Source organism: Streptosporangium fragile (genome assembly GCF_039534445.1).
Classification (GTDB): Bacteria; Actinomycetota; Actinomycetes; order Streptosporangiales; family Streptosporangiaceae; genus Streptosporangium; species Streptosporangium fragile.
Window position 1 is genome coordinate 102,706 of record NZ_BAAAVI010000019.1, and the last position, 16,130, is coordinate 118,835.

Sequence of the window (16,130 nt, forward strand, 5' to 3'; positions counted from 1 at the left end):
CGCATCACTGGAGGAAAGATGCCGGACACGTCACTTCCCACGGCCGAAGCGGTCTCCGACGCCTATGACCGTCTGGCCGCGCTGACCGAGACGCTCGGCGGGCCCGACCTGCACTACGGGTACTGGTCGGGACCGGCGGACGACACGCCGATCGAGGAGGCCACCGACCGGCTGACCAGGGTGGTGGTCGCCCGGCTGGCGGCGCAGCCGGGCGACCGGGTGCTGGACCTGGGGTGCGGGAACGGGCGGCCCGCGGTGACGGTGGCGGAGTCCACCGGGGCGTGGGTGACCGCGATCGACGTCAACGAGCACGCGCTGGAGCGGGGCCGGGCGTGGGCGCGGGAACGCGGGGTGGAGTCGCTGGTCTCCTTCGAGCGGTGCGACGCGCTGGCGATGCCCTACCCGCGGGACGCGTTCGACGGGGTGCTGGTCTTCGAGTCGACGCCGCACTTCCTGCTGGAACCGCTGTTCACGGAGATCGTCCGCGTGCTGCGGCCCGGTGGCCGGGTGGTGCTGGAGGCCCCGTTCCTGCGCGTCCCCGTCACCGAGGACATCGGGCCACGGCTGGCGGCGTACTTCGAGATGTTCCAGGTCGTCTCCATCGAGTCGCGGGAGTCCTACGCGGAAACCCTCCGCGCGGCCGGTCTCCGGGTCGACGCCGTCGAGGACCTCACCGAGCACACCGAACCGTTCTACGGGCGGATCCTCGCCCGGCTCGACACCCTCCACGCGGAGTTGGCGGCCGAGTACGGCGCCGAGGCCGTGCGGTGGATCCGCGACGGCATCGCCGGCTGCGCCACCGTCCCCACGGGCAGCGTCCTGATCACCGCCCGCAAACCGTTCGGCTGACCGTTCGGCACGGGCGACCGGTCCAGGGGCCGACCTCCTGCGGGGGGATCGGGGCAGAGTGGTGCTCGTGCGCGATGACCCACTCGCCGCCGACCCCGCGGACATCACCACGTCCTCGGCGTCGTGCGCCGAGCCGGGCATCCGGTAGCAGTGCGCGCGCAGCTCCCCGAGGTGCGGCGCGACTGATTTCCGTATCCCGGGGTCAGCGGTGCTCGCCGGCGGATCGTCCGTCGTCACGGTAAGTGAGCATCGAGTTACCGGGAAGTGACCGGCGCGCGAAGGGCCTTCGGCAGCGTGTCCCGCGATGGCGGGGCGCGCGGGCGCCCGGCCAACCATCACGAGAGAGGGCATCTCATGCTCAAGCGTGCAGTCAGTGCCGTGGCGGCGCTGATCACGGCAGCGGTGCTGGCCGTGTCGGCCGGGGCCGCTCCGGTGTCCGCCGACACGGTGTCGTTCTCGCGGGAGCTCACCGCCACGGCGCAGGCCGCGGGTGTCTCGGAGGCGACGGTCTACGCCATGGCCCTGTCGCTGGTGAACAGCGACCCCGACGACGAGTACCGGTTCCCCGACGAGGCGTTCAGCGAGGCCCCCAGGAGCTGGGGGGCGGTCGTGGCCTTCGTCAAGAGGTTCTGGCGCCAGATCGTCGACGCGGCCAAGGCCGCGGGCGAGTGGACGTGGTGGAAGGCGAAGCAGTGCGCCACCGGTGCCGTGTCCGAGGTCTGGAACAAGTTCGGCACCGACCTGTCCTTCGTCGAGGGTGTCGTGGCCGCGGCCATTCACGGGTGCATCAAGGGCCTGCGCGGCTGAGCGGAGTCCGTCGAGATCCCCCGGCCGGTCGCGGCCCCCGCGGCGGCGTCCCGATCACACCGGATCGGGGCGCCGCCGTCGGGGAGGGACCCTGTCAGGGGGCGCGGTCAGGGCGCCAGGAGCTCCACCGTGCCGCGCTCACCGTCGACCCGGATCCTGGCGCCGTCGCGCAGGCGCGCGGTGGCGTTGCCGGTGCCGACCACGGCCGGGATGCCGAGCTCGCGGGCGACGATCGAGGCGTGGGACAGGGGCGCGCCCATGTCGGTCACCACGGCGGCGGCGCGGGGGAACATCGGGGTCCAGCCGATGTTGGTCAGGGTCGTCACGAGGATCTCGCCGGGGGCGAGCCGGTGGCCCTCCTCGGGGGTGGCGATGACGCGGGCGACGCCCTCGACCACGCCGGGCGCGCCGGGGAAGCCGGTCACCGTGTCGCCGACCGGGATGCCGACGCCCCGGGCGTCGAAGATGTCGTTCCGCCGGTCGGGGTCGGCGGCCCAGCGGACCGGGTCGAAACGGCCGACGATCAGCGTGGGGTAGGCGGGCAGGGCCGCGTAGCGCTCGTAGGTCGCCCGCCGGGTCGCCACCTCGGCCGGTGACACGTCGGCGCCGCGCAGGACGGCGATGATCTCCTGGATCGACAGGAAGAACAGGTCGTCGCCGTGGCCGGTCAGCTCCCCGGCCCGCAGCACGAAGGCGCGCAGCGCCCAGAAGGCGCGGATCACCTCGGAACGGGTCGTCTCCCGGTCGCGGACGATCGCGTTCCACCGCTTCACCCGCTCGCGCATCTTCGCCGCCCTGCCGGGATGGCGCCGTTCGAACCGCTGCCAGGCCGCCTCGCGGGCCGCACGCTGGCGCTCCAGCAGCGCGTCGGCCCGGTGCTCCGGATCGGCCAGGGTGGCGAGCTGCGCGTCGATCCACGCCGGGTCCTCACCGGGACGGGGGATGGAGACCTCGAACTCGTGCGCGCCGCGGTGCCCGTAGACGCGGGCGAACGTCTCCCGGTCGATCTCGCCCCGGCCGAGCCGCTGCAGGCCGACGATCGGCCCGAGGCTGGCCAGTTCCCCGTCGGCGCCGACCCCGGTGAGCATGGCCTCGGCGTCGATCTCGCCCACCAGCTTGCGCAGCCTGTCGCGGGTCATGACGAGCGCGCTGCCGCCCTGCCGCCCGGCGGCCTCCAGGGCCCGGCAGGCCTCGACGAAGTAGGGCAGCAGCTCCCGTTCCCACAGCGCGGCCAGCTCGCCCGCGGTGGCGGCGCCGGAGATCCGCTCCCGCAGCTCCGCGTGGCGCCGCTGCGCCGTGGCGAGGAAGGCGGGCATCCTCCTGAGACTGGCCGCCACCCGCTTCCGCAGGCCGAAGGCGAGCGGCAGCACCACCTTGACGATCTGCCAGCGCGAGGCGGGCAGCAGCGGCACGTCCAGGCCGGGCGGGAGCTTGCCGAAGACGTGCTCGATCGCGCCGAGCCTGCTCCCCATGCCCAGCGCCCGGGCGATGGAGACCACGACGCTGAGGTTCATGTAGAAGCGCCCGCCGATGTTGCCGACGAGGGGGAAGCCGGGCATGGCCGACGCCGACATCGCCTCGTGGATGAAGATCTGGACGAGCGACCACGTGCACGGCGTCATCACGTCGGGGATGGCCTCCCCGAGGTTCGCGCCGGTCCACAGGTAGTCACCGGTCAGGCTGTCGTTCCACTCCTCGACCGGCTGCCTGAGCCCGGTGATCGGGCGTGCCTGCACGACGGCGAACGTCCCGTCGCGCGACGTCCACTCCACGTCCATGGGCGTGCCGTACAGTTCCTCGATCCGCGTGCCCAGGCGCGCGAGCCGCAGGGCCTGGTCGTGGTCGAGCACGGGGCGGCGGCGCAGGTCCCCGGGTACCGGCTCCTCGCGCGTGCCGCCGGGGGTGCGGACGGTCATGACGCTCTTGTCGCCGACGCGCTCCTCCACGACCTCGCCGGCGGAGCCGTCGACCACGACGGTGTCGGGCGTCACCTGCCCGCCGACGACGGCCTCGCCCAGGCCCCACGACGCATTGATCACTATCCGGTCGCGGGCCCCGGTGACCGGGTCGGCGGTGAACAGCACGCCCGCCGCGTCCGCGGGCACCAGTTCCTGGACCACCACCGCCAGCGCCACGTCGTCCTGCGGGACACCGTTCGCGACCCGGTAGGCGATGGCGCGCGCGGTCCACAGCGAGGCCCAGCAGCGCTTGACCGCGTCGAGCAGCGCCTCGCCCCGGATGTTGAGGTAGGTGTCCTGCTGCCCGGCGAACGACATCCCGGGAAGGTCCTCGGCCGTGGCGGACGACCGCACGGCGACCGGCACGTCGTCACCGAGCTTCGCGTACGCCGCGCGGATCTCCTCGGCGGTCTCCGGTGGCATCTCGCGTCCGGCGAACAGGGCGGCGATCCGCGGGGCGGCCTCCTCCGGGGACGCGCCGGAGACGGCCTCCATGATCAGCTCATGGAGGCCGTCGCGGGCGACGAAGTCCCGGTAGGCGTCCGTGGTGACGTGGAAGCCCGGGGGGACCGGCAGGCCCGCGCGGGCCAGCCGGGCCAGCGAGGCGCCCTTGCCGCCCGCCAGGGCGAGATCGGCGGCCTCGTCGGGGAGGGGGAGGACCTTCACCGCGCACTCTCCTCGGTGCCGAGGGAGACGCCGAGCTTCCGCCGCGCGGTCTCCACGGCGACGTCGACGTACTCCAGGGTCGCCCGCGCGATCGCGCGGGCGTCGTCGGCCGGGACGGGGACGCCGGGCTCCAGCGCGCGGCTCCCGGTGTCGGCGAGCAGCTCCGCCAGCCGCTCGTCGGGCGGTCCGTGACCCTCCGGCATCATCCGGGGGACGAACAGGAACCCGTACAGGATCGAGGCGAGCACGGTCATGTGCTCGGCGGGGGAGCGGTCGGTCCGCAGGGCGCCGTGCCTGAGCAGCACGGCGAGGTAGTCCCCGAAGCCGGGGCTCGGCTCGGCGCCCTGGGTGCCCTCGCGCTTGCGCCGGATGAGCCTGCCCAGCACCTCCGAGTCGCCCAGGATGCTCGCCCGCATCAGCGGCCGCCGCATCAGCTCGACGGCGAGCAGCCGGAGCAGCTCGCGGAGCGTGCCGGGGCCCTCGGCGATCCGCCGCCGCACCTCGGTGAGCATCTCGACCCGCTCACGGCGCAGCAGCGCGGCGAACAGCTCCTCGCGGGTGCGCCAGTGCAGGTAGATCGTGCCCTTGGCGACATCGGCCTGCCGGGCGATGTCCTCGATGGTGGTCTTGTCGTACCCCCAGCGCAGGACGAGGTCGCCGGCGGCGTCCAGGATGCGGTGCGCCCGCGCGAGCCGGTGGGAGGCGTCCTGGGGTGGCCGCCCCACCCTTCTGGCCTGTGCTGTCATCTTCTGCCCGAACCGTTCATGAAATTTTTGACCAGATCCCTTTATCCGGTCATTTAATTGATACCACGCCGGCCCCTGGGACGGGAACGGGAGGGGGCCCACGGAGACGAACCCGCGGCGGGCCCGGTCGTGAGGTGGTGCCCGGAGCGGTGGGGTGATCGGTTCGGCTGCGGGGTGGTGTCCGGGGCGGCGGGGTGGGCGGCCGGCTCGGTCGCGCGGGGGCGCCCACGATGGCGGGGCGCGCGGTCCGCTCGATCGCGGAGCGGCGATCGGTCATGCGGGGGACGACGTGCGGCTCCGCGCCGCCTAGGTTTCCGGCTCTACCCCGCCCGCTCCCGGTGCGGGCCGGACGCAAGGAAAGGCCTCATGTCGGTGTTCTCCGATCCGCATATGTTCCGCAGACGGGCGGCCGGGCTCTGCCTCATCGCCGCGCCGCTCCTCTACATCGTGGGCGTCGTCGTCGATCCCAACCTCCGGCAGGGCGGGACCGACGAGATCGTCGGCATCTACGGCAGGTACCCGGACCAGGTCTCCGTCAGCGCCTCGCTGCTGCACTGGAGTTGGGTGTTGATGGTCCCGGGGATCATCGGGATGGTCCACCTGATCCGGCGTCGCGGCGTCGTCCTCGGCCACGTCGCCGGAGGCCTCGCGCTGCTCGGCGTCGTGAACTTCTCCGCGCTGATGCTGGGCGACTTCTTCTACTCCCGGCTCGAAAGCGCCCTGCCGCCCGCCCAGGGCGCGAAGCTCGCCGAGGAGGCGCTCGCCGACCCGGGGGCCAGGTTCGCCTTCCAGATCCCGGGTTTCCTCGGGCTGCTGGGCCTGTTCCTGCTCGGCCTGGCTCTGGCGTACGCCGGCCGCGCGCCGTGGTGGGCTCCCTTCGCGATGCTCGCGGGCATCTTCGGCACCCCGGCCTTCCCGATCGGCACGGTCGTGGGCGGCCTGCTCTACCTGGCCGGTTCCGGGGTGATCGGGCTGCGGATGCTACGGATGAGCGACGCCGAGTGGGCCGGGGAGGAGCCGCCTCACCTGGCCGTCGCCGGGGCCTCGACCGGGAACCGGGCGGCCACGCGGTAGCCGCCGCCCGGGGCGGGACCGGCGGACAGGTCGCCGCCGTGCATCGCGGTCCGTTCACGCATGCCGATCAGGCCGTGCCCGCCCGAACCGTGCCCGCCTCGGTCGTGGCCGTCTCCTGGGGCGCCGGCGCCGTCGTCGGTGATCTCCACGGTCAGCTCGTCCGGGCCGTAGGCGACGACGACGCCGACCCGGGTGGCCCGCGCGTGTTTCAGCACGTTCGTCAGGGCCTCCTGGATCACGCGGTAGGCCGACAGGTCCAGCCCTTCCGACAGGTGCCGCCGCTCGCCGACGGTCTGGAGACGCACCCGGAGCCCGGCTTCCCGGACGTGCGTGAGGAGCTCCTCCAGACGGTCCAGGCCCGGCCGGGCGACCTCGAGGTCGGGGCCCTCGGCCTCGCGGAGCACCCCCAGCATGAGGCGGAGCTCGTCGACCGCCTCGCGGCCGGCCTTCTCCACCCCGAGCAGCATGTCGCGCTCGCGTGCGCGGTCGTCGCCGAGCAGCATCCGCACCCCGCCCGCGTGCAGGGTCATGATGCTCACCTTGTGCGAGACGACGTCGTGGAGTTCCCGGGCGATCCGGGCCCGCTCCTCCTCCACCGCCCGCCGGGCCCGCTCCTCACGTTCCACCTCCAGACGCGTCGTGCGCTCGGCGAGCTGCATCGTCCGGTCGATCTGGCGGCGTAGCAGGATGCCGCTGCCGTACGCCACACCCATGAAGATGGCGCCGATCAGCACCTCGGCGACGTCGTTGCGCTGGAACGTCTGCAGGAAGGCGTACGCCACCAGCACGCACCCCAGCCCGGCGAACCCGCGGCGGCTGCGCAGCTCCGCCGCGCTGCCCACGGTGTGGACGAGGATGAGCGTGGAGTAGAAATGCCAGGCGGCGTAGTACCCGGCGCCCGCGACCTCCCGCACGGCCAGGCCCACCGCGATCAGCCCGAGGAGCGCGGTCATGGGGAACCTGCCCCGCGGCAGCACCAGCGCCGCGGCGACGACCGCCCCCGCCGCCAGCGGCACCGGGCTCTCGATCTGACCCGGCCCGGGGCCCTGCCGCCCGAAGGACTCCACGAGGCCGGCGACCCCCACGGCGAGGGAGAGAAGCACGTCCAGCCGGGTCGGCCGCCAGTCGCCGAGCGGCCTCAGCACGGCCGCTCCCGCTGCCCGGCCCGGACGACCCCGGCCTCGTAGGCGAACACGACGGCCTGGACGCGGTCGCGCAGGCCGAGCTTCTGCAACACGCGGGCGACGTGGGTCCTGATGGTCGCGTCGCCGATGCCGAGCTCCTTGGCGATCTCCGGGTTGGACAGGCCGCGGGCCAGCAGGCGCAGCACCTCCAGCTCGCGCTGGGTGAGCGTGGCCAGCTCGGGCGGGACGGTCGGCTCGTGGCGGGTGGCGAACGAGGCGATCACCCGCATGGTGACCGCCGGGTCGATGAGCGCGTCGCCGGACGCGGCCGCCCGTACCGCCTCGATCAGTTGCTCCGGCGGCGAGGTCTTCAGCAGGAAGCCGTTCACCCCCGTGCGCAGCGAGGCGTGCAGGTTGGCGTCGGTGTCGAAGGTGGTCAGCATGATGATCTTGGGTGGGTGGGGGTCCGCGAGCAGCCGCCGGGCGGCACCCAGTCCGTCGAGGCGGGGCATCGCGATGTCCATCAGCAGCACGTCCGGCCGGAGCCGCCGGGTCACGGCCAGGGCCTGCTCCCCGTCGGCGGCCTCCCCGACGACATCGACGTCGGGCGCGGTCTCCGCGACGAGCCGCAGCCCGGCGCGGATCATGGCTTGGTCGTCCGCGATGACCAGTCTGATCGTCATGAACGGTTCCGCCTCCTGCCCGGCATGACCGCCAGGCTACAGAGAACCGACGCGCGGTGACGACCCTCTCCGGTGTGGACGCGGGCCGGATCCGCCTCCGCCGCGTGGCGGAGGCGGGGTCCGCCGCGTAGCGGGCCCCGGCTCGCCTTTTCGCGTATCGAGTGTCTGTTCCGGGAGGGTGTGCAAGGTCATCGATAGATCGACAGAGGTCACCAGGCGGCCGGGGCCCCGTGCGAGCGGGACGTCTCGGCGGGGAGCAGGGCGTCGCGCATCATGCCGGCGAGCCAGTCGCGGAAGGCGTCCCTGGCCCAGCCACGCTGCCGTACCAGCGCGTCGAAGTGGGCCGGGTCGTTCAGCAGCCACAGGACGTCGACGGCCCGTTCGCCGTCGAGCCCGGGGCGTAGCGGCCCCAGCGTCCGCACATGCTCGACCACCATCCGGGCTCCCGCGCGGCGGTTGCCCTGCAGCGTCTCCCAGAGCTCGGTCGCCGCGGGCACCACGTCGGCCGCCCGGCGGACGGTCTCGAAGATCGGTGCCGCGCGGCCGCCGATCAGCGTGCACACCTCCGCGTACGCGTCGAGGACGGCGGCCGGGGTGGCCGCCTCCCAGACCGGGCGGAACCACGGCCGGTCGGCCACCGGGACGGGGGCGTCGTCGCCCGCGAGGGCCTGGTCGAGCACCTCCCGCAGCAGGGCCGGCTTGGAACCGAAGGCGGCGAAGACGGTGGGGCGGGCGACGTCGGCGGCGGTGGCGATGTCGGTCAGCGAGGTGGCGGCGTAACCGCGCTCCACGAACAGGTCGGCGGCCGCGGCGACGATCGCCTGACGGGTGCGGCGTGCGCTGTCCTGGCGGAGCGCGGACTGGTACCGCCTTCTCTGCTGCCGATCCTTGACCACATCGGGAATACTACCGGTATATTGAATATACCGGTATCTATTGAAAAGAGGGTGGCCATGGCACAGCCGTCCCCCGCCCGCCCGTACATCCGGCGTGGAGACGACGGCGACGCGTTCTGGTTCCTGGGCAGTCTCGTCACGGTCAAGGCCACCGGTGCCGAGACCCGCGGCCGGCTCACCGTCGCCGAGTTCGTCAACCCGCCCGGCTTCGCCCCGCCCCTCCACCGGCACCTGGCCGAGGACGAGCTGTTCTACCTGCTGTCCGGGGTCGCGCAGTTCCACTGCGACGGCGAGGTCTTCACCGCCGGGCCCGGCGACGTCGTGTTCTTCCCGGTGGGACTGGCGCACAGCTTCGTCGTCGGGCCGGACGAGCCTCTCCGGTCGCTGCAGATCACCACGCCGTCCGGCTTCGAGCGCTTCGCCGCCGCCGTGGGCGAGCCCGCCCGCGAGCGGCGCCTGCCCGACCTCTCGCCCATCGATCCCGCCCGCCTCGGCCACGCCGCCCGCAGGCACGGGATCGAGCTTCTGGGGCCGCCGCCGGCGCACCTGCCGGGCCGCTAGCCCGACCGCCCGGCCGCGCGGGATCAGGCGTCGCGCCTGTTCGGACGGGGACGCGCGCCGTGGTGCGGGTGGACGCGGACGCGACCGGTTCCCGCGTGCTGTCGCGTTCCCGGCATACGGCCCCGGCGTGCCCCCGTAAGGTGGGGGCCGAATTGCCGGATACGGGAGCGATGGCAGGAATCGTGGTTGGTTGGGAAGGGGCGTCGGCCGTGCTCGCCGGCCGGTACCGGCTGGACGGGTTGATCGGCCGGGGCGGGACCGGCGAGGTGTGGCGCGGTCACGACCTGCAACGGGACTGGCCGGTGGCGGTCAAGATCCTGTTGCCGGAGGTGACCGACGTCTCGATGCGCGAGCGTTTCGCCCTGGAGGCGCGGACCGCGGCGCGGGTCGTCCACCCCAATGTGGTGACGGTCTTCGACGTGGGCGAGCACGAGGGCCGGCCGTTCCTGGTGATGGAGCTGCTGACCGGCCGTGATCTCGCCGCCGAGCTGGCCGAGACGGGGCCGATGGGCGTCGTGGAGGTGTGCCGCCTGGCCGGGCAGGCCGCGCTCGGACTGGACGCCGCGCACCGGGCCGGGGTCGTGCACCGCGACGTCAAACCGGCGAACCTGCACCGCGCCGCGAACGGCGCGCTCAAGGTGGTCGACTTCGGCACGGCCCGGGTCGCGAGCGCGGCCGCGATGCGGCTGACCTCCGCGGGCAGCGTCATCGGTACGGCCGCCTACCTGTCGCCCGAGCAGATTCTCGGCAAGCCGGGCGACGCGGCCTCCGACCTGTACGCGCTCGGCTGCGTGTGCTACGAGCTGCTGTGCGGGCGTCCCCCGTTCGTCGGCCCGGCCGGGGAGGTGATCTCCCGGCACGTCAGCGAGCGTCCCGACCCGCCCAGCCGGTACCGCCAGGGCATTCCGGCGGAGCTGGAGAGGCTGGTGCTGGCCCTGCTGGAGAAGGAGCCCGCGGCACGCCCCGCCAGCGCGGAGGTGGTCCGCCAGGTCCTGGCCGACGTCGCCCGCCGGGCGACGACACCGCCCGTCCGCGGTACCGCCCTGCCCGATCCCGGGACCACGACCGCGTCCGCGCCCCCGCTTCCATCCGCGTCCGTGCCCCCGCCCGCGTCTGCGTCCGCGCTCCCGCCCGCGTCCGTGACCGTGTCTTCGCCCGCGTCCGCGTACGGTGAGGCGGCCCGGGCGCGTACGGCGGGCCCCGCGGCCGGAATCCTGCGGGGACGGCACGCCCGGATCGCGCTGGGTGCGGTCGCCGTGCTGGCGGTGGCGATCCTGTGGGCCTCGACCGGGTCGGACGCGGACGGAACGGCCACCGCGGGGCTTCCGTCCGCGACGGCGTCCGCCCCGCCGTCACCGTCACCCACCTCCTCACCCACCCCCTCACCCACCCCTTCGCCCACCCCGTCTCCGACCCCGTCCGCGACGCCCACCCGGGTCTCACCCCCGCCGGTTCCCACACCGGAGGCGACGGGGTGGCGGGCCCGCCTGCTGGCCTTCAGCCAGGCCGTCACCGATCAGGAGCGCCAGGGCGGCATCGACCCCAGGGTGGCGAGCGAGGTCCGCGAGAAGATCGTGAACATGGTCTGGCACATCCAGGAGGGGGAGAACGAGAAGGCCCGCGAGGAATTCCGCAGGATCGGCCGGGATCTCACTGATGCGCTGCGCAAGGGCAAGCTGGCCGCCCAGGGGCCGCTCATCGCGTTCCTCCGCGAATTCGGCTTCGCCCTCCAACCGGATGACCAGGGCAGCCGATGGGACGGTCGTGGCTTCGGCGACGAGGACGACGACGAGGACGAGGACGACTGAGCGGAGCGAGGCCGACGGCGCCGGGGACCGCCATGGGCGGCCCGAAGGCTGCGGAGAGGCCGAGGACGACCGGGGACGGCCGGTGACGCCGGGGTCCGTGCCGTTCCCGGGGAACCCGGGCGGGCCTGCCCGGAGGTGAGGGCCGCCGCTCCCGGGCGTGGATGTGGGGACCGCGGTCCACCGGGGTAGGGCTGCATACATGAGTGCAGAACCGAAGGATCTGCTGGCAGGCCTCGATCCCTTCGATATCTTCGACGTCGAGGCGGCCCGGCTGGAACGGTACTTCGCGGGCCTCGACGCCGAGGGGTGGAACCGCCCCTCGCGGGCCTCGGGGTGGTCGGTCCGCGACGTCCTCGCGCACCTCGCGGGGGAGGAGCTCTACAACCACGCCTGCCTGGACGGCGACGTGGGAAGGTTCTCCGCGATGCTCAAGCAAGAGGGCATCGACGGTTTCAACGCCTTCAACGAGTGGTGCGTGCGACGCCGCCGGGATCTCCCCGTCGAGGAGGTCCTGGAGGAGTGGCGGAGGGAGAACGGGGAGACGCGCGGGCGCATGCGGGCCCTCGGCCGCGACGCGCCGCTGCAGACCTCCGTCGGGCCGTACCCGGTGGGTCTGCAGACTTTCCACTACGCCTCCGAGTACGCCACCCACGCCGACGACGTGGGTGCCCCGGTCGGGGAGGACGAGATCGACGAGCGTGCCTGGTGGCGGGCCCGGGTGGGGGCGTTCGCGCTCCGGGAGCAGGGGTCGCAGGTCGAGATCGCGCTGACCGCCGACGGGGTCTGGGTGTACGCGTTCGGTACGAGCACCCAGCTGTCCGAGCCCGCGTTCGTCGAGGCGACGGTGGCCCGGCTGCCGCAGGACTACCCCCTCGACCGCAAGCTCAGGGCCGCCCTGCGCTGCCTGGCCTGACCGGCCGGGTGACGGGCTGTCCGCCCTGACCCTGCCGCCTGCGGCGGCCCCGGTGCAGAGTGCCGGCGTGGGCGCGTTCCTCGGGGTGACGGCGCACCCTGTGCAGGCTGGCGACGACGGTGACCAGCAGCACTGCGAAGATCACTCCGAGTGAGACCGGGGTCGGCACCTCGGGGAAGGCCTTCGAGACGTCCTGGTGCAGGAAGGCGAGGATGAGCTTCACGCCGATGAATCCGAGGATGACCGCGAGGCCGATCGACAGGTAGACCAGACGTTCCAGCAGGCCCTCGATCAGGAAGTAGAGCGCCCGCAGTCCCAGCAGCGCGAAGGCGTTGGCGGCGAAGACCACGAGCGGGTGTCGCGTGACGCCGAAGACCGCGGGGATGGAGTCGAGGGCGAAGAGCAGGTCGGTGCTGCCGATGGCCAGGAAGACCACGAACAGCGGGGTGACCACCCGCCTGCCGTCCTCCTTGACCAGCAGCCGCCCGCCGTGCGTGTCGTCGCTCACCGGGAAGAGCCGCCCCGCGCGGCGGATCAGCGGGTTGTTCTCGACGTCGGGGTCCTCGTTGCGATGCCGGACGAGCTGCACCGCCGTCCAGATCAGCAGCAGGCCGAACACCAGGAACGTGAAGGAGAACATGGAGATGGCCGCCGCGCCCACCGCGATGAGCACGGCACGCATCACCAGGGCGGTGGCGATGCCGAACAGCAGCACCTTCTGCTGGTGCTCCGGGGGCACCGAGAACCGCGCCATGATGATGACGAAGACGAAGAGGTTGTCGACCGACAGGCTCTTCTCGACCATCCACCCGGCGAAGTACTCGGTCGCGAGCCCGGCCCCGGCGACCCACCACAGGACCAGCCCGAAGGCCAGGGCCACGCCGATGTAGAAGACCGTCCAGGCGGTGGCCTCGCGCATGCCCACGGCGTGCGGGCGGCGCGCCGCCACGACGAAGTCGAGGGCCAGCAGCGCGATCACCACGCCGCCGACCACGAGCCACGCGCCTATCGAATCGATCGTCATACACGTCCCCCTCGGCACCCGGACTCCCCGCTTTACCCGGGGAGAGGGCCCCCACACCCCCGGCGGGCCGGGGAAGCCCGGTGAGGCGCCGGGGGGTGGGGGCGGGGAGCGGACCAGGCCGGGAGGGACGGTGCCGGGCATGGCTCCGTGAGGTGCCGGGAAGGGCTCAGCGGGCGGCTCCGGCGCGGCGCTTGGTCCAGATGTCGAGGGCCACGGCGGCCAGCAGTACCAGGCCCTTGAAGAGCATCACCCGCTCGCTCGGCGCGCCGATCAGCGACATGCCGTTGTTGATCACGGCCATGATGAGGCCGCCGGTGATGGCGCCGACGACCTTGCCGACGCCGCCCTGGACGGCGGCGCCGCCGATGAACGCGGCCGCGATGGCGTCCAGTTCGAAGCCGTTGCCCGCGGTGGGTCCCGCCTGGTTCAGGCGTCCGGCGAAGATGATCCCGGCGAGCGCGGAGAGCACCCCCATGTTCACGAAGATCCAGAACACCACGGACTTGACCTTGATGCCGGACAGGGTCGCGGCGTGCAGGTTGCCGCCGATGGCGTAGATGTGGCGGCCGAACACGGCGCGGTTGGTCAGGAGCGTGTAGCCCAGCACGAGGATCGCCAGAAGCACCAGCACCCAGGGCAGGTTCTTGAACCGGGCGAGCTGCACGATGACCACCATCACCACCGCGGACGCACCGGCCATCTTGAGCAGGAACAGCGGCAGCGCGTCGACCTTCTGCCGGTAGCCCAGGCGTGCCTGGCGGGCCCGCCACTGCGTGCCGACGATCCCGGCCACCGTGGCCAGCCCGACCAGCAGCGTGAACAGGTCGGCGCCGCCGAGCGGGCCGAGGCCGATGTTGCCGAGGTAGGTGGGCAGGAAGCCGTTGGAGAGGGTCCGCACCTCGTCGGGGAAGGGGCCGATGCCCTGGTTGCCGAGCACGGTCAGCGTCAGGGCGCGGAAGACCAGCATGCCGGCCAGGGTCACGATGAACGCCGGGATGCCGAAGTAGGCGATCCAGTACCCCTGCCAGGCCCCGATCAGCGCGCCGGCGACCAGCGTGATGAGCAGGGCCAGCGGCCAGGCCACGTCCATCTCGACCATCAGCACCGCCGCGATCGCGCCGGTGAGCGCCACCACCGATCCCACCGACAGGTCGATGTGACCCGCGATGATGACCAGGATCATCCCGATCGCCAGGATCAGGATGTAGGAGTTCTGCACCATGATGTTGGAGATGTTCTGCGGGCTGAGCAGCTCACCGTCCGTCAGGATGGAGAACAGGACGATGATCAGCCCGAACGCGATGTAGATGCCGCTCTGCCGCAGGTTGACGGAGAAACGGGTGCTCGGCGTCTTCGCGGGCGGCAGCGGGGGGCTGTCGCTCGCGGGCGATATCTCACGTGTCGGGACCTGGCCGCTGCTCATCGCCGCCATCACTCCTTTTCCTTGGTCATGAACTGCATGAGCCGCTCCGGGGTGGCCTCCGAGCGGGGGACCTCGCCGGTGATGCGCCCGGCCGACATGGCGTAGATGCGGTCGCAGATGCCGAGCAGCTCCGGCAGCTCCGAGGAGATGACCAGGATCGCCTTGCCCTGGTCGGCGAGCCGGTTGATGATCGTGTAGATCTCGTACTTGGCGCCCACGTCGATGCCCCGGGTGGGCTCGTCGAGGATCAGCACCTCGGCGTCGGTGAAGATCCATTTCGACAGCACCACCTTCTGCTGGTTGCCGCCGCTGAGCTTGCCGGTGACCGACAGGACGCTGGGAGCCTTGATGTTCATGCTCTCCCGGAAGCCGTCGGCGACCCGGTACTCCTCGTTGTCGTCGACCCAGCCCCGCCTGGCCAGCTTGCCCAGCGCGGCGGCCGAGACGTTGCGCTTCACATCCTCGATGAGGTTGAGCCCGTACCGCTTGCGGTCCTCGGTGGCGTACGCGATCCCGTGCCGGATCGCCTCGCGGACCGAGCGGAGCCGGATCTCCCGCCCGTTCTTGTAGACGCGGCCGGTGATGTCGACGCCGTAGCTGCGGCCGAACACGCTCATCGCCAGTTCGGTGCGGCCGGCGCCCACGAGCCCGGCCAGGCCGACGATCTCGCCGCGGCGCAGCGTCAGGCCGGCGCCGGAGACGACGACCCGGCCGTGCTGGGTCGGGCTGTGCACGGTCCAGTCCTCGATCCGCAGCAGTTCCTCGCCGATCTTCGGCTCGTGCGGCGGGAACCGGTGCCCGAGGTCCCGGCCGACCATGCCCGCGATGATCCGGTCCTCGGTGACCCGGTCGTTCCGCATGTCCAGGGTCTCGATCGTCCGCCCGTCGCGCAGGATCGTCGTCGAGTCGGCGATGGCCTCGATCTCGTTCAGCTTGTGGGAGATGATCACCGAGGTGATCCCCTCGTCACGCAGCCCGCGGAGCAGGTCGAGCAGGTGCGCCGAGTCGTCGTCGTTGAGCGCCGCGGTCGGCTCGTCCAGGATGAGCAGCCGGACCCGCTTCGACAGCGCCTTGGCGATCTCGACGAGCTGCTGCTTGCCCACCCCGAGCTCCATCACGGGCGTCACCGGGTTCTCCCGCAGCCCGACGCGGTCGAGCAGCTCCGCGGCCTCGGCGTTGGTCCGGTTCCAGTCGATCAGGCCGCGGCTCGTCCGCTCGTTGCCGAGGAAGATGTTCTCCGCGATCGACAGGTACGGGCTGAGCGCCAGTTCCTGGTGGATGATCACGATGCCGCGCTTCTCGCTGTCCCTGATGTCGGAGAACCGGCACGGCTCGCCGTCGAAGCGGATCTCCCCCTCGTACGTGCCGTGCGGGTACACCCCGGACAGGACTTTCATCAGTGTCGACTTGCCTGCGCCGTTCTCCCCGCAGATCGCGTGTATCTCGCCGCGCCGCACCGCCAGGTTGACGTTCTGCAACGCCATGACGCCCGGGAAGGTCTTGGTGATCCCGCGCATCTGAAGAATGTGGTCGGTCATGCCGTTGGCCTCCGCGCCGCCGTCTCGTTCCGAGAGCACCGACCGGCGGCGGGGGGTTAC

General features: G+C 72.4%; 14 protein-coding genes. 6 read left to right on the forward strand and 8 right to left on the reverse strand.

The genetic code is table 11. The features are described from left to right. Positions 1-18 precede the first annotated feature (18 nt). Both ABD841_RS15265 and ABD841_RS15270 read left to right on the forward strand, forming a co-directional pair. Positions 19-849 (forward strand): SAM-dependent methyltransferase, encoded by an 831-nt coding sequence (locus ABD841_RS15265; protein WP_344971850.1) that lies wholly within the window; start codon positions 19-21, stop codon positions 847-849. Positions 850-1,203: 354 nt separating this feature from the next. Beyond that, positions 1,204-1,656, forward strand: coding sequence for a hypothetical protein (locus ABD841_RS15270; protein ID WP_344971852.1), 453 nt, complete (start codon positions 1,204-1,206; stop codon positions 1,654-1,656). Between the two features lie 107 nt (positions 1,657-1,763). On the opposite strand, the gene ABD841_RS15275 is transcribed toward ABD841_RS15270, so the two are convergent. Next, positions 1,764-4,280: a PEP/pyruvate-binding domain-containing protein gene (locus ABD841_RS15275; RefSeq protein ID WP_344971854.1), complete on the reverse strand. Its 2,517-nt coding sequence runs from the start codon at positions 4,278-4,280 to the stop codon at positions 1,764-1,766. Further along, on the reverse strand, positions 4,277-5,026 hold the full coding sequence (locus ABD841_RS15280) for a TetR/AcrR family transcriptional regulator (protein ID WP_344971856.1): 750 nt from the start codon (positions 5,024-5,026) through the stop codon (positions 4,277-4,279). The genes ABD841_RS15275 and ABD841_RS15280 overlap by 4 nt, the downstream gene beginning before the upstream one ends. 366 nt (positions 5,027-5,392) lie before the next feature. On the opposite strand from ABD841_RS15280, the gene ABD841_RS15285 reads away from it, so the two are divergent. Next, complete coding sequence (locus ABD841_RS15285) at positions 5,393-6,100, forward strand: hypothetical protein (RefSeq protein ID WP_344971857.1); 708 nt, start codon at positions 5,393-5,395, stop codon at positions 6,098-6,100. Here the strand turns inward: ABD841_RS15285 and ABD841_RS15290 are convergent. The 3 genes from ABD841_RS15290 to ABD841_RS15300 form a co-directional block, all read right to left on the reverse strand. Further along, positions 6,049-7,245 carry a sensor histidine kinase gene (locus ABD841_RS15290; RefSeq protein ID WP_344971859.1) on the reverse strand — a complete coding sequence of 399 codons (1,197 nt, stop codon included), beginning with the start codon at positions 7,243-7,245 and terminating at the stop codon, positions 6,049-6,051. The two genes, ABD841_RS15285 and ABD841_RS15290, sit on opposite strands and share 52 nt — an antisense overlap. Next, positions 7,239-7,907: a response regulator gene (locus ABD841_RS15295; RefSeq protein WP_344971861.1), complete on the reverse strand. Its 669-nt coding sequence runs from the start codon at positions 7,905-7,907 to the stop codon at positions 7,239-7,241. The genes ABD841_RS15290 and ABD841_RS15295 overlap by 7 nt, the downstream gene beginning before the upstream one ends. 209 nt (positions 7,908-8,116) lie before the next feature. Continuing rightward, positions 8,117-8,803 (reverse strand): TetR/AcrR family transcriptional regulator, encoded by a 687-nt coding sequence (locus ABD841_RS15300; RefSeq protein ID WP_344971863.1) that lies wholly within the window; start codon positions 8,801-8,803, stop codon positions 8,117-8,119. Between the two features lie 57 nt (positions 8,804-8,860). Here ABD841_RS15300 and ABD841_RS15305 point away from each other — a divergent pair, with 57 nt between their 5' ends. The 3 genes from ABD841_RS15305 to ABD841_RS15315 all read left to right on the forward strand — a co-directional run bounded on the left by ABD841_RS15305 (position 8,861) and on the right by ABD841_RS15315 (position 12,085). Continuing rightward, positions 8,861-9,364: a cupin domain-containing protein gene (locus ABD841_RS15305; protein ID WP_344971865.1), complete on the forward strand. Its 504-nt coding sequence runs from the start codon at positions 8,861-8,863 to the stop codon at positions 9,362-9,364. A gap of 170 nt (positions 9,365-9,534) precedes the next feature. Then, positions 9,535-11,172 carry a serine/threonine-protein kinase gene (locus tag ABD841_RS15310; protein WP_344971867.1) on the forward strand — a complete coding sequence of 546 codons (1,638 nt, stop codon included), beginning with the start codon at positions 9,535-9,537 and terminating at the stop codon, positions 11,170-11,172. A 199-nt stretch (positions 11,173-11,371) separates the two neighbouring features. After that, on the forward strand, positions 11,372-12,085 hold the full coding sequence (locus tag ABD841_RS15315; RefSeq protein ID WP_344971869.1) for a maleylpyruvate isomerase family mycothiol-dependent enzyme: 714 nt from the start codon (positions 11,372-11,374) through the stop codon (positions 12,083-12,085). Here ABD841_RS15315 and ABD841_RS15320 read toward each other — a convergent pair. The 3 genes from ABD841_RS15320 to mmsA all read right to left on the reverse strand — a co-directional run bounded on the left by ABD841_RS15320 (position 12,057) and on the right by mmsA (position 16,070). Continuing rightward, positions 12,057-13,109 (reverse strand): TerC family protein, encoded by a 1,053-nt coding sequence (locus tag ABD841_RS15320; protein ID WP_344971870.1) that lies wholly within the window; start codon positions 13,107-13,109, stop codon positions 12,057-12,059. The two genes, ABD841_RS15315 and ABD841_RS15320, sit on opposite strands and share 29 nt — an antisense overlap. Before the next feature lie 166 nt (positions 13,110-13,275). After that, on the reverse strand, positions 13,276-14,532 hold the full coding sequence (gene mmsB, locus ABD841_RS15325) for a multiple monosaccharide ABC transporter permease (RefSeq protein ID WP_344971872.1): 1,257 nt from the start codon (positions 14,530-14,532) through the stop codon (positions 13,276-13,278). Positions 14,533-14,540: 8 nt separating this feature from the next. Then, positions 14,541-16,070: a multiple monosaccharide ABC transporter ATP-binding protein gene (mmsA, locus tag ABD841_RS15330; protein ID WP_344971874.1), complete on the reverse strand. Its 1,530-nt coding sequence runs from the start codon at positions 16,068-16,070 to the stop codon at positions 14,541-14,543. Positions 16,071-16,130: the final 60 nt, after the last annotated feature.